The organism is Opitutaceae bacterium, from assembly GCA_015075305.1.
Lineage (GTDB): Bacteria > Verrucomicrobiota > Verrucomicrobiia > Opitutales > Opitutaceae > UBA6669.
Genome location: JABTUS010000007.1, coordinates 99,412 through 111,985, shown reverse-complemented (window position 1 = coordinate 111,985; position 12,574 = coordinate 99,412). Strand labels below are relative to the sequence as shown.

The 12,574-nt window shown below is 60.7% G+C and carries 12 protein-coding genes; 7 read left to right on the top strand and 5 right to left on the bottom strand.

All coding sequences use genetic code 11. From position 1 onward, the window contains the following. From HS122_14135 to HS122_14125, 3 genes are read left to right on the top strand one after another with little or no spacing between them, the layout of a single operon-like run. On the top strand, nucleotides 1–546 hold the full coding sequence (locus HS122_14135) for a hypothetical protein (GenBank protein MBE7539535.1): 546 nt from the start codon (nucleotides 1–3) through the stop codon (nucleotides 544–546). 9 nt (nucleotides 547–555) lie between these two features. Then, nucleotides 556–1,470, top strand: coding sequence for an ATP-dependent Clp protease ATP-binding subunit (locus tag HS122_14130; protein MBE7539534.1), 915 nt, complete (start codon nucleotides 556–558; stop codon nucleotides 1,468–1,470). Nucleotides 1,471–1,472: 2 nt separating this feature from the next. After that, nucleotides 1,473–2,201, top strand: a complete 729-nt coding sequence (locus HS122_14125; GenBank protein MBE7539533.1) for a response regulator transcription factor — start codon at nucleotides 1,473–1,475, stop codon at nucleotides 2,199–2,201. Between the two features lie 39 nt (nucleotides 2,202–2,240). On the opposite strand, the gene HS122_14120 is transcribed toward HS122_14125, so the two are convergent. Then, on the bottom strand, nucleotides 2,241–2,609 hold the full coding sequence (locus tag HS122_14120; GenBank protein ID MBE7539532.1) for a hypothetical protein: 369 nt from the start codon (nucleotides 2,607–2,609) through the stop codon (nucleotides 2,241–2,243). 337 nt (nucleotides 2,610–2,946) lie between these two features. After that, nucleotides 2,947–3,243, bottom strand: a complete 297-nt coding sequence (locus tag HS122_14115) for a hypothetical protein (GenBank protein ID MBE7539531.1) — start codon at nucleotides 3,241–3,243, stop codon at nucleotides 2,947–2,949. Nucleotides 3,244–3,899: 656 nt separating this feature from the next. Here HS122_14115 and HS122_14110 point away from each other — a divergent pair. From HS122_14110 to HS122_14095, 4 genes are all read left to right on the top strand, one after another. Further along, the gene (locus tag HS122_14110; protein ID MBE7539530.1) at nucleotides 3,900–4,283 is read left to right on the top strand and encodes a hypothetical protein; all 384 of its coding nucleotides are present in this window, start codon (nucleotides 3,900–3,902) and stop codon (nucleotides 4,281–4,283) included. A 32-nt stretch (nucleotides 4,284–4,315) separates the two neighbouring features. Next, nucleotides 4,316–4,579, top strand: a complete 264-nt coding sequence (locus tag HS122_14105) for a hypothetical protein (GenBank protein MBE7539529.1) — start codon at nucleotides 4,316–4,318, stop codon at nucleotides 4,577–4,579. Nucleotides 4,580–4,698: 119 nt separating this feature from the next. Beyond that, the gene (locus HS122_14100; protein ID MBE7539528.1) at nucleotides 4,699–5,295 is read left to right on the top strand and encodes a type IV toxin-antitoxin system AbiEi family antitoxin domain-containing protein; all 597 of its coding nucleotides are present in this window, start codon (nucleotides 4,699–4,701) and stop codon (nucleotides 5,293–5,295) included. Next, the gene (locus tag HS122_14095; protein MBE7539527.1) at nucleotides 5,292–6,149 is read left to right on the top strand and encodes a nucleotidyl transferase AbiEii/AbiGii toxin family protein; all 858 of its coding nucleotides are present in this window, start codon (nucleotides 5,292–5,294) and stop codon (nucleotides 6,147–6,149) included. Before HS122_14100 ends, HS122_14095 begins: the two co-directional genes overlap by 4 nt. A 162-nt stretch (nucleotides 6,150–6,311) precedes the next feature. On the opposite strand, the gene HS122_14090 is transcribed toward HS122_14095, so the two are convergent. The 3 genes from HS122_14090 to HS122_14080 form a co-directional block, all read right to left on the bottom strand. Beyond that, nucleotides 6,312–7,463 carry a tyrosine-type recombinase/integrase gene (locus tag HS122_14090; GenBank protein MBE7539526.1) on the bottom strand — a complete coding sequence of 384 codons (1,152 nt, stop codon included), beginning with the start codon at nucleotides 7,461–7,463 and terminating at the stop codon, nucleotides 6,312–6,314. Nucleotides 7,464–8,301: 838 nt separating this feature from the next. Next, nucleotides 8,302–9,606 carry a type II toxin-antitoxin system HipA family toxin gene (locus tag HS122_14085; GenBank protein ID MBE7539525.1) on the bottom strand — a complete coding sequence of 435 codons (1,305 nt, stop codon included), beginning with the start codon at nucleotides 9,604–9,606 and terminating at the stop codon, nucleotides 8,302–8,304. A 1-nt stretch (nucleotide 9,607) separates the two neighbouring features. Beyond that, nucleotides 9,608–9,892 carry a helix-turn-helix domain-containing protein gene (locus HS122_14080; GenBank protein ID MBE7539524.1) on the bottom strand — a complete coding sequence of 95 codons (285 nt, stop codon included), beginning with the start codon at nucleotides 9,890–9,892 and terminating at the stop codon, nucleotides 9,608–9,610. Between the last annotated feature and the right edge of the window lie 2,682 nt (nucleotides 9,893–12,574).

The window sequence follows — 12,574 nt, the reverse complement described above, 5'->3', positions numbered from 1 at the left end:
ATGCGAACCCTCTGGTATATTCTCCCCGCGGTTCTCCTCGCCGGTTGCGCGACCAAGCAGCCCGTCGCGATCCAGCCGCCCCCGGTCGTGCCCGTGGCTGCCGTCGTTCCGACCAAAGCGGTCGAGACGCGTTACGATGTGCGCGGTTATCGCGAGGCGGCGAATCCCTCGATTCGCCATGAAGCGCACGCCGTCTATCGCCGCACCATCGTCCCGGCAAACGCCACGGAAGACATGGGGACTGTGCCGCGCACGGGCTATGCCCCGGCGAGCCATGCTCCGCTTTCCGGCGACGCCGAACTCGCGGCGGAACTCGCCACGCAAAAGGCCATCACGGGGGAGCTGCGTGCGATGCAGTCCTCGATGGCCGAAACCGAGCGTCGAATGCAGGCTCAGTATGCGCAACTGGTGCGCCAGAGCACGGAGGCGGCGAAGCTCCGCGAGCAACTCGAAGCCGAGCACGGCCGGCTCCGTTCCGGGGTGCCGCCTGCCGCGTCGGAACCGGTGGTGGCGAACGCCACGGCCGCCACGGAAGCGAAATGGTGAGGGCGCGTCATGAGCATCGCCGCCGAACACCTCGAAAAACTCCGGACATTGCCGGATCGCCTCAAGGCGGTGCTCACGGGACAGGATGTGGCTATCGATTTGGTCGCCGAGCGGCTGCAGCACGGTGAGCTTGGCCTCACCGTTCCTGGCCGGCCGAAGGCGAGCTTCCTATTTCTCGGCCCGACCGGCGTCGGCAAGACGGAGCTGACGATCCGCTTCACGGAAGACCTGCTTGGCCCGGATCGCGTCGTCCGTCTCGACATGTCGGAGTATCAGACGGCGGATCGCCTCGGGTTGTTGCTCGGGACCGCCGATGAGCCGGGTCGGATCGCGGAGGGGTTTGATGCGTGCGCCGGCTGCGGCACGCTGCTCTTCGATGAAATCGAGAAGGCGCATCCGCAGGTCTTGGACGTGCTCCTTCAGTTACTCGATGCCGCCCGGCTGACGACGGGCCGCAACCGTGTGCTGGATTTCTCGGCGTGGTATGTGGTGCTCACGAGCAACATTGGTGCGCAGCGCATCATGACGCTCCGCAAATCGAAGTATGAGACGATGGAGCGCCTCGTGCGGCAGGATGCGCAGCGGGAACTGCGGCCGGAAATCTTCGCCCGCATCACGCTGACGGTCGTGTTCAACAAACTCGACTACGAGGCGCAGTGCGCCATCGCCGCCGGACTGGTGGAAAAGGAGTGTCGGACGTTGGCCGGGCTGGGCTATCGGGTTTCCTCGGAACCATCCGTGCAAGGAATTGTCGTTAGTCGCGGGTATCACGAGCGGCTTGGGGCCAGGCCGATGCGTGATGCCGCCGAGCTTCTGGTTCGGAACGCGCTCGCTCGCGAGTTACTGCGCGGGGGCGACGGCTCAGGCCGTCTGCTGCCGCATTCGGATGGAATGAAACTGCACCTGAACCCTGCCGCCTCATAGCCATGCTGCCCAAAACCGCCACGCCACGCATCGTGGTTCTGAAGGGCGATAGACTTTACGGGGATTTGATCAGCCGCCACATCAAGGATCTCTGGCGGAACGCGGACGTGCAGGTGTTTCAGCTCGGGTTTGACGCGCTCGATTCCATTCAGGCACGGGTGCCGGACCTGTTCATCACCGGCGTGAAGATCGACGACATGGACGGATTGGAGCACCTGGAGCCGTTCATCGAAACGGCGCTGCCAATCCTCGTGCTCACGTCGCGCAAGGACGCCCGCACCTTCGATCTGTTGCGCAGCATCCGCTACGATGGTCTTTACGACGGCCACGCGGAGGGCCTGGAGAACCTGCCCACCGCGTTGCAACAGGTCATCCAGCGGCGGCTCTACGTGAGTCCGACGATGCTGCCGAATCTGAAGCGACCGAAGAATATCACACTCGATGCGCTCACAGAAAAAGAACAGATGGTGCTCTCAGTCATCGGCGACGGCTCCGATGACCAACAGGCGGCGGACCGGCTCGGGCTTTCGCCTTACACGGTGAACACGCACCGGAAGGCGATCATGGCGAAATTGAAGCTGCACCACAAAGGGCAGCTCATGCTGCACGCACTCCAGCATGGGTATATCTGGGTGTCGGCGCAGCAGATTCAGTATCCCGGATTCCAGCGCCGTCTTCTGGCGACCGCAGGTGCGGCGAAAGTTGCACCGACGGAGCGCGCGAGCGCGTGAGCTTACGAAGGCGCAAAAAAGGGGCCGAAGCCCCTTCGTTCAGTCCTCGTAAGGAAGCATGAGAGTGAGGACCGGGGCCGTGGTGTCGCCCGGGCCGATGTGCAGTTTCAGGGCATGCGTCCGCCCGGTGATGATGACGCTGAACCGGACCAACTCCGGGTCCGTCGCGCTGCGGATGGCGAGCTTGGCCATAGTGGAGATGTCATGGCAGATGCCGGAGACATCCTGGCCGGGCTGTTGCAACGCCTCCTCGATGATGGCCCACACCGCCGACGTGCAGGCGAAGGGGTATTTCCAGTGTTGGCGGATGGAGTCGGCCTGGCTCAGGTCAACGAGGACGCCGTCCTCGATGGCTTGGGCGCGGGAGTAGGAGTAGATCGTTTCCCCGAACGGATTTTCACAGGACATGGTTTCATGCCGTTCGGCCCGTGGGGCGTACGTCACGTCTCGTGACCTTATCGCCTACTGCCGATTGGCGATTTTCGCCCCACACCCGAAAGTCAAAGCGGTGACGGAGCGCCGAGGCCGTGTCCTGCGCAGCAGGACCAACGAGGGGGAAGCGGAGTGATTCCGCGAGGTGGAGATCGCGCAGCGATACTACCTTGACCGGGTGTAAAATGGCGAAACCAGCGGCTGGCAGTCGCTAGAAGATTCGAGCGAAGCGAGCGTCGGTTCGGTGATTGGGCACGGCGCCGTAGGACACAAAAAAGGCGGCCGGGGTTACCGGCCGCCGTGGTGGCGAGGGTCACTCGCTCTGTTCGGACTTCAGTTCCGCGAGGCGGTCGAAGATGAACGTGTGGGCTTGGTCGGCCAGCTTGGCGACGAGCGGGAGGTCATCACGGCCGAAGCTGTCGGTGTCGTGATAGTTCTTGGCGTCGTCCACGTAGGTCCGGGCGAAGGTCACGTTGTAGAATTTCTTCTGATCGGCTTCGTTCTCCCACACGGCGGCTTTGATGCGGCCGAGGCGGAAGGTTTTCACCGGCAGCTTGGCGCTGGTGGTGGGCTTGGCTGACGAGGCGGGTTGAGCGGTCTTGGAGGGCATATAGTTCCTTTTTTGATTGTGAGGGAGCGGAGTTGCTCTCTCGCCCCAAGGCGGGGGTGCCGGCCGGGACGAGGGGGCGGTTGGGAGGATTCCTTTCAAGGGGGAACCAAACGTTCCCCGTCCGCGCAGCGGCGTGCCGGCCGGAGGGGCCGCCAGAGAGAGCGAAAACGATCCCGGAAAAAGGAACGTGCCGCCTTGGCGGCGTTGCCCGGAAGAACGCGGACCGCTCGCAGCCATGACCGCATGCAGCGCTGCCGAGGTGCTCCGTGCCGCCACCGGATCGATGCGTGGGAGAATGAAGCCAGAGAAATTCCGCAACGGTCTCGCCCGGTCCGGGGCGACGACATTTCACGACACTGCCGGCGGTGATGACTCACGCCGACGAGGACGAGCCACACGGTCAGCGTGGCTCGCGGAGCTGAAGTCCGCAGTGACCTCGCCTGACGGTCGGCCGGTCCCGGCCGCTTTGGGTCCGCAGGCATCGCTCGGTTTGTGGGGAGTCGCATGACTCCACGGTGATGGATTGGCAGGCTTCGCCCGATGCTCGGGGCCTACCGAATCCGGTGTAGGATTCGCCCCGCGATTTCGGCAGGGCCGCTCGATTGAGGATGACGCCGGGTGGCGCAGAGATGGATGCAGCGAAACCCAACTCATCCATGAAAACGAACCACACGACATCATTCATCACCGGCCCCGACGCGGAAGCGACGGTGGCACGTTATCAAATCTATCGGCAGAACCGCGCCGGGCTTTTCCTTCCTGGCTATCGAACCGACTCGGCGCCGGAGGCGGTCGAGGCGTTCCTGAATCAGGCGCCGGCCTTCGAAGGCGGCGGCGTTCGCCTCCTCGATCACCATGATCAGCGCATGGTCGCATCGGTGGAATGGCGCACGGAGAAGACCGAGTTCGGCTTCCCCGTGCATCACCGTGCGAACCGGTTTCATGACGTGATAATCGAACAGCTCGCGGGCGACGTGCAGGCGCGTGCGGCCATGCGCATGGAACTCCGTCATGAGGCCACCCAGACGGTGAGCGTCTGAACCCAACTCAATCTCAACCGAAACAAAGAATCATGAACGCGACCCTTCCTTCCCCCAGCGCTGCCATGACTGGCGAATCGCCGAAACCGGAATGGCTCCGTCTGCCGGCTCCCGGTAGTCGATGCCGGTTCACGGGACTATCCCGGAGCACCCTCAACGAGCTGACAATCCCCGGCCCGGCCAACGACGGAACCCCGCCCGTCAAAAGCGTCGTCCTCCGCAAGCGGGGTGCGCTTCGGGGCATCCGGCTGATCAGCTACGACAGCCTGATGGGCTATCTCAACGAATTGGCCTGAAGTCGTTTATGGACAAATCCTCCCTTAGAGCCCTCGTATCCTCATGGCAGGGTTTTCGCCTTGAGTCATTGTTACGTATTCACACCATAAGTGAGGAAGTGAAAATAGAACGTAACACCATGACCCTCCTCAAGGCTGCCGGCGACCACGCCAGCCGTCTGGGGGTGTTTCGCGCGCGCGACATGGTCGTGGCCGGCTACCCTCGCGAGTATCTGCGTCGTCTGGTGAGCCAGGAGCAAGTCCGCCAGCTTGGACGTGGGCTCTACGCCTCGGCGGGCTTCGACGGCGACCAAAACCAATCTCTGGTGGAAGCGGCCAAGCGGGTGCCGCGTGGGGTCGTCTGCCTGGTCTCCGCGCTGCAATTCCACGGGATCGGGACGCAATCGCCGCATCAGGTGTGGCTCGCGCTGCCCCGTGGCAGCAATCGTCCGCGTGGCATGAGCCTGCCGCTGCGCTTCTGCCAATTTTCCGGTTCGGCCTACACCTTTGGGATCGAAGAACACACCCTGACCGGGGGAACCGTGCGGGTTTACTCACCTGCGAAGACGGTGGCCGACTGTTTCAAGTATCGGCAAAAATACGGCCTCGATGTTGCGGTCGAAGCGCTGCGGGAAGGCTGGCGGGGAAAGAAATTCTCCATGAAGGATCTCGCGGCGGCGGCGGCGGTGTGCCGCGTCAGCCGAATCATGCAGCCTTATCTGGAGATGCTGACATGAGTGCCGCGCCGAAAAATCTGGCAGCATCGGTAAAGGCGCGATTGCAGAACGAAGCCGCCCGGCGCGGCGACGATTTCAACCTGCTGCTTCTGCGCTACGGCATCGAGCGGCTGCTGTTCCGACTCAGCCAGTCCGCCTACGCCGACCGCTTCTTGCTGAAGGGAGCGATGCTGTTCGTCGTCTGGGACGAGAAGACGCATCGCCCGACGCGAGACCTCGATTTGCTGGGCTTCGGTCCCTCGGAGAAAGAGGACCTCCAAAAACTGTTTCAGGAGGTGGTGACGCTGCCGGTGGTCGATGACGGCCTGGTGTTCGATCCCGCTTCCGTTCGCGCCGAGGAAATCCGGGAGGACAATACCTATGGCGGTGTCCGCGTCCGGATCATGGCCAAACTCGGACCGGCGGAGGTGCCTGTCCAAATCGATGTCGGGGTCGGCGATGCGGTCACGCCCGCACCGGAGTCGGCGAATTTTCCTACGCTGCTGGATTTTCCGGCACCGCAGGTGCGCACGTATCCCGTTTACACGGTTGTGGCGGAGAAATTCGAGGCGATGGCGAAGCTTGGCATCGCCAACACGCGGATGAAGGACTTTCACGACGTATGGTTTCTCACGCGCCGCTTCCAACTCGATGGCCCTACGCTCCGCCGGGCAATCGAGGCTACCTTCGCCCGCCGGCAGACGCCGCTGCCCGTGTGGCCGGACCCGTTGAGCGATGCGTTCGCCAACGACGCGACCAAGCAGACCCAATGGGCCGCGTTCATTCGCCGCAACGGTCTCACGGGCCTTCCTGGGCACTTCGCTGAAGTGGTCGTCGCGGTCCGAGACTACCTGGCTCCCGTGTTGCGACAGTGAGTTTTCAGGCGGGCTGCGACGCCAAAGCCATTCGGGTTCAGGGTGGAGCCCTGATCCATGGGAAAAACTTAGTTATTGGCTCATGTTTGGCCGTTTATCAGGCAAAATGCGCAGATTTTCTGTAAGAAAAACGGGGATGTTTTTCTTACAGAAATTTTGAGCTCAAGCGAGGGTTGGGAGCTTGAGAATGGCCTTCCGTTTGGTCTCGTCGTCCATGTGGGTGTATTCGCGGCTGACCAATTCGGACTCGTGGCCGATGATGTCTCGCACCACCGATTCCGGCACGCCGGCACGTTTGAGCCACGACGTGGTGTTGTGCCGGAGACTGTGAAACGACAACTCGCTCACCGTGCGCCGGACGGAGTGACCGCGCCCGCTGTTTTTGTCTTTGGAGCGCGCCTCCGCGAGACCCGCGGTGACCAAGAGTTCATGGAACTGCTTCGACAGCCGGCGCGATTCCCCATCGGCCTCGATTCTCTCCGCGTGGGCCTTCGGGAAGATCGGGCCGTCCGGTTCCTCGGGGACATGCTTTTTGAGATAGTCGAGCAGCGGCCGCGCAATCGGGATGACCATGTCCCGGCCCGTTTTCTGGGACCGGAACTTGATCAACTCCTCGGCGAGATCGACCTTGCGGCGGGTGAGGGAGGCCAGGTCGCCGATGCGCTGGCCGGTGTAGAGGCCGCCGAGCACCATGCCCCGCCACTCGCCCTTGGCGACCGACAGGAGCGTGCGGAGTTCGGCTTCATCGAACGGCCGCCGGGCCGGGGCGTCGGGCTCGCGCCGGTCGTCGAGCGTGCTGACGGCGGAGGCGGGATTGTCCAGCCGCATGCCATCCACCACGGCCTGCCGGAACGCCACCCGCAGGATCTTCAAGTCGGTGTTGGCCGTGGCCGGCGACAACTCGGTGGCGGTTTTGTCGCGCAAGGCGGCGATGTCGCGTTTGTGGACATAGGCGATATCGCGCTCCGCCCGCTCCCCCAGAAACGCGAGGAGCTTGTCCACCGCGTTTTTGTAGCGCTTGTAGGAACCGGGGCTCATTTCGACCTGCTTGCCGGCGAGCCAGTCGTTCAGGAATTTCTTGGTCGTGGCGTGGTAGAGCTGCTCACCGTGCAGGCCCTCGTAGATGTCGGAGACCACTTTCCGCGCCTGGGCTTCGGTGAGCTTCATCGCGTAGGCCGCCTCGAACTTCTGGGCCATGCTTTGGGCGGTCGTGCGGTCGGAGGTTTGGGTGGAACGCTGACGCTGGATGCCGTCACCATCCGTGAAGCAGGCGATCCAGTAGCGGGAGTTGGGTTTTTTGCGGAGCGAGGCCATGGCGATGTGACAATGTAGGTGACAATGACGCAGACATTTTTTGTTGTCGCAGGTTTCAGAACTCATTGAACCGCAACACAAGTCATTGACCATGAAGGCGGGTCACCGTGACCGGGGTTCGAATCCCCGTGGGGACGCCAACTTTCCAAGCCGCTGCTGAAAAGCAGCGGCTTTTTGTTTGGTTGGCGGTCTGCGCAGCAGACTTCGAACCCCGGCGGGGTTTGTGGAGGCGCGCAGCGCCGGAACGGGCCGCCGAAGGCGGAGGGCGAAGCCCCGAGGCTGCCGAGCCAATCCCCGTGGGGACGCCACTTTGATGGCCCGGATATCGTCAAATCACGATACCGGGCCATTTCATTTCTCCACACACGGGGATGAGAACCCGGGTTCGACGAAGCGCAGCGGAGATGGGTCCACGCTCGGCGTGGATCGCACAGCGATTGGCCCATTGGGCCAACCAATCCCCGTGGGGACGCCAACTTTCCAAGCCGCTGCTGAAAGCAGCTCCCCGTCCAAACGTATCGCGATCGAGCCGGAGAGCAGGTGCGAAGCGAACCGTCTACATGTCCAATCCCACGGCTGGAAAGGAGGATTTCCGGATGCGTCAGATGGTCGCCAAACCGTTCTATCCAACGCAAATACCAAAGTCCGAGACGAGGAAAACAAGGTCATCGAGCCGATATAAATCAGCGGGTAAAGTGAGTGCCTGCGCGTAAGACAAAGTTGTTGGTGCAATCAAAATAAAGTTGAACCCATTTTGAGGAGATCGATGCGTGCCCTTCGATCTGGATGCGGAGTTTCGGCCCCACGCACGAGTCCGGCTTTGGACGCCGACTACTTTTCATAGAGCGCGGACTGCCTTCAGAAATCCCTCGAAGATCTTGTCGCGGATCTGAGCGGGAAATCCGGACTCAATCTCGCGGTCGACCTCTTCTACTGCGATGGGCGCGGCAGCGGCAATCTCCGCGAACAGTTCCGCACTTCTTCCCAGGCCGGCGAGCCGAGCGGTTGCGTCCCAACTCCGCATTCCAATTTCGCTCATTTTCCAATGCACACTTTTGCCGCGCACCGCCATGGCAAGTTTGGCCTTGCGCCAATCGAGGTGATTCGGGCCCCGGCCAATGATTGGCCAGGCAGAAAGTACGTCGTAGAAAGGAGTCAGCCGATGGCCGCCGCCTCGCTCGATAAAAATGGAAAAATTCTTCGCGTGGCCGTCGGTTGCTGCGAGCAGCCAGAAAACCATCTGAGCTTTAAGGAAGGCACGCTTGTCTTCGAAGGGAGCCAAACTGGCATCGAGCACCCGCAGGATATCCCTCATGCCCGGACCGCCATCGCCCTCATATTTCATCGTGCCCGGCAGCCCGAGAGCCTGGCAAAAATCCTCCTGGGGAAGACGCGCAATCCAATCTGAACGTTGGAAGCGCCGATCAAACCGCTCAACGGCGAGGACTTTCCGCATGCCGAACTCCACGATCTCGCATCGCGCGGTGTTCAGACCCATGCGCTGCATCAGACGGGAGCAGAGCCATTCGTTCTCCACCGATCCCTGCATGTCCATTTGCAAATGACCGACAAGTCCAAGTGGCAGCTTCAAGATGTGCGTGGTCGGAGTTGCACCGCGAGGCCGGCACCACCTGCCTTTGTGAAAGAGGAGCGCTGTTTTCTCCTGTGCGCCGGCGATGGATATTCGAAAGTCAGTCTCGCCATCCTGCCCCATGACCCGCGCTGGCGAGAGACCGCCGGCAATCAGTTCCTCGACGCGGCGCTCGCTGAGCGGCTCGGCGTCGATACGGTCGAAACCGGACGGTGTTTCGCCGTCAGACAATAGTTGAACGGCCCCGACACAATCGCGGCCGATTTCCCTGAGAAGATCGAAGGCGTCGGTGGACCTCGTGCCGAATTTCGAGCGGATCCGGCCGCGGATGGAGGCAGCGTCAGGCAGCAGATTGTCGAAATAGTGCTCCACCTTCGCTCCGCGAATCGGCTCATTGCGCGGTGTAAACGGCAGTGACAACGACAGAGGCCGGCCGGCCGGCGATCCGAGCCACGCAGTGTCGTACTCCAAAACGTGAACGTGCCTGACGATGGACCACGTTCCCACTCGCAGTCCATTCATCCAAACCGTGAGAGCGGAAGAGGCCGCCATGCTACCAGTCCCCCTTTTCCGAACGCATCGCTTGGGTCGTTTGCCTGCGGTCGACGGAGTTGGCTTTGGCGGGAAGATCGTTGATGGCCAATCGCCCCCCGAGCGCTGCAACAATCCGTGAAAGCTGGTCAAAACTGGCCCGGCCGGGCGAAGCCTCGATGGTGGCAATCCGACGCTGGCTTACCCCAATGCGGTCGCCGAGCTGTGCCTGACTCAGGCCTCGGGAGTCGCGCAGCGCACGCAACACGGTTCGCAGCTGCGCGGGAGTGGAAACGGCGTAATTCATGAACAGGAGGTTAGAACTCAGGAGTTCTAAATTCAAGCTAGACCCTAAAGACGCTAAAACGACATCAGCCCGTTAACATTCTGAATCGCAAGACAGGCCAGGAGCACTTGGCTCAGTGGGCGGCCGAGAGTCGGCTGGATGAAGCTGCCGCCGTGAGCTTCGTTCCACCTCGGATCCGATCGAGCCCGGCGCGAGGCACCGGGGTCAGCGCGAGGCACCGGGGTCAGTCCTTACTGCAAGACCTAGTTGAGAAAACGAACGCTGAAATGAAGCAAAGTGCAGCAACAATTGCATCGTTGGCCTGGGGAATCTCGCTCGCATGTCCACCATCAGGTGACACCGGCTTCCATGATCGACCAAGCATGTTCCTGGCACCAGCGCTTCTTCGCAGCACAGGGTCCAGCGCCCCTCCTCCAGTCCTACATTCGCCCGATCGATCACCTGACACACCCTCCTCCTGCCTCAAACTCATTTTCACTTCACTCAATCATGCAATGTCATAAGTAAGGAAAGCCCCAAAAATTTTCACCCACAAGACGCCGCCGGTTCAATTCCCCATCGGCATCGCACAATGTGACCTCAAGTTGCACTGACATGCCTCAGCCCCAACGGGGCGATACATCTCCTGCAGATGGCGAAGCGATGGGTTCGAGGTGAGCGACTGAGTCGGAATTGGGAGCCCCAAAGGGGCGCCATATCCCCAGCCCATGGCGACGCCATGGGTTCACGGGTGAACCGAACACAGAGAGCCCTGAAGGGGCGGCACAATTCTCTCGAGTTTGCTTCGTCACGCAGCCCGCTAACGCCGGTGCTGTTGGACCACTGACGGTTGCCGATGGAATCGTAGGCGTATTCATGGCGTCGACCCGGCAGCGGAACGGCCTGGCTTGTCACATTGGTGCCGAGGTAGCCGATGCCCGCGGTCAATTCCCCGCGGCCATTGTAGACAGTACTGAATGCCTTCACCACGGGGCGATACATCCCTACAGATGGCGAGCGATGGTTCGAGGTGAGCGACGAGTCGGAAATCGGGCAGGTGCCATATCCCCAGCCTGGCATGGTCACGGTGAACCGAAAAGAGAGCCCTGAAGGCGGTACATTTCTCCTCGAGTTTGCCTCGTCGCGCAGCCCGCTGACTCGGTGCTGTTGGACCTGCCGGTTGCCGATGGAATCGTAGTATTCTTGGCGGCACTGGCGAGGCGGCCTGGCTGTCAATTCGTGCCAAGGTGCCGTGCGAGTCAATTCGCGTCCATTGTAGGAAACTGTCGGTTGGTGGCGTCGCCATAATCCGTAGCCGTGCCTTCCTGCAATACTGTCGAGCGAAACGGCGCATCGTATGTATGGGCCGACGATGGGAATGACGCAGAGTCGCAGGATAGACGAATCTCACTTCCCACACCGCGCTTCAGGCACCAACAGCGACGTAGCGAGTAATCGCGCGCGTTGGCATGCTGACTTCCCAGTAGGTCGGACGATCACGGTGCGCCGCAAACCACGTCTTTCCATCTTCATGAGCACGTATTATCGCCTTATCTTCGAAAACGATCCTCATCAATTCCGGCCTGGGGCGACACGGAACTCGGGGAAACCTGTCGCCCGTTTTGCCACCATTCGAGCGCCGCTTTCCGGCGAGTGCTAAGACCATTCATCTGCAGCTTCACTTCGAGGTCTTTCGATTCTGATGCTGTCCGCCCTCAGGCTGCACAACAGACGACCGCAATCCAAACAGCTCTGAGCACGTTGGAGTTCATTTAGCGCAGTCCCAACCGTTGAGTTCCGACGAAGCCGCATCTAGCTGCGACAGATCAACTGGTGCTCTTCTGTAATCATTGGTGGCTTTCCGGTCGCCAAGTTCGTCCGTGATTCGGCACTGTGCCGAGATAGTTTTGAACCTGTCTGGAGCCGAGTTTGGAAGATTGCTCGAAGCGCTCGATCTGTCAGCTGCCGCACCAATGCTTCTTCAGATCGCCCAGTTTGACCCGCTGGAACGGCCTGGAGGAGCCGGATTATTGAGTGCAAAGTCTCGTGGATTAGCGTCGAAGCTCAAGTCAACAGTCGAACCACCGTAATTGAACCGAGTTCGCTAATGTGTTTGCGAGATCTGATAGTTACGGAAACAATAGATTACTCCTGTCGCTTCATTCGATGTCCCTGCAGTCATGGCTGTCGCTGCTTGGAATTCGAAGAGCTGGTCTGACGCCACCTCGCGAACAGTGACTACCGTTCTGTAGAGCCTCCACAAGTGCTCGACCTGCTTCAGTTCCACAGAGTTTTCTTCATCAAATCGAGTGGTGCCTCCTCTGCTCTCTTGTTTTGAGGAACCCGCCACCCCCATGTATCCAGAAATGTTGATCCGGCATTGTTTCGTGGAGGCTCAAACACCGTCGAGTTGATTTCAACTGAGGGAGGTCGCCATCAGAGCTCTACAACAAAAGTTCAAGCTTCACAGCATTGTCCCATCCGCCTTTCAAAATATCGGCCTCCGTGAGAAGTCACAAAACCGGATCCATCGTCATACCCGTATCGAGTGTTGATCCGCATGGCACTGCTAGCAGTGAAGACTGACCAACACATCCCATCTTCAATCATCCCCAGATAATCCCACAAATTCGCCGGGTTGTTTCTCACGAAGGCATACAAATTCAAGCCGCCGTTTTCCTGATCTGGTCCAGCCGATGACGG

Excerpts from the sequence above, each read along its gene's own strand:
- HS122_14130 (MBE7539534.1), top strand. The coding sequence starts at position 556 with ATGAGCATCGCCGCCGAACACCTCGAAAAACTCCGGACATTGCCGGAT.
- HS122_14090 (MBE7539526.1), bottom strand. The coding sequence starts at position 7,463 with ATGGCCTCGCTCCGCAAAAAACCCAACTCCCGCTACTGGATCGCCTGC.
- HS122_14080 (MBE7539524.1), bottom strand. The coding sequence starts at position 9,892 with ATGAATTACGCCGTTTCCACTCCCGCGCAGCTGCGAACCGTGTTGCGT.
- HS122_14120 (MBE7539532.1), bottom strand. The coding sequence starts at position 2,609 with ATGTCCTGTGAAAATCCGTTCGGGGAAACGATCTACTCCTACTCCCGC.
- HS122_14110 (MBE7539530.1), top strand. The coding sequence starts at position 3,900 with ATGAAAACGAACCACACGACATCATTCATCACCGGCCCCGACGCGGAA.
- HS122_14085 (MBE7539525.1), bottom strand. The coding sequence starts at position 9,606 with ATGGCGGCCTCTTCCGCTCTCACGGTTTGGATGAATGGACTGCGAGTG.
- HS122_14105 (MBE7539529.1), top strand. The coding sequence starts at position 4,316 with ATGAACGCGACCCTTCCTTCCCCCAGCGCTGCCATGACTGGCGAATCG.
- HS122_14095 (MBE7539527.1), top strand. The coding sequence starts at position 5,292 with ATGAGTGCCGCGCCGAAAAATCTGGCAGCATCGGTAAAGGCGCGATTG.
- HS122_14100 (MBE7539528.1), top strand. The coding sequence starts at position 4,699 with ATGACCCTCCTCAAGGCTGCCGGCGACCACGCCAGCCGTCTGGGGGTG.
- HS122_14125 (MBE7539533.1), top strand. The coding sequence starts at position 1,473 with ATGCTGCCCAAAACCGCCACGCCACGCATCGTGGTTCTGAAGGGCGAT.
- HS122_14115 (MBE7539531.1), bottom strand. The coding sequence starts at position 3,243 with ATGCCCTCCAAGACCGCTCAACCCGCCTCGTCAGCCAAGCCCACCACC.
- HS122_14135 (MBE7539535.1), top strand. The coding sequence starts at position 1 with ATGCGAACCCTCTGGTATATTCTCCCCGCGGTTCTCCTCGCCGGTTGC.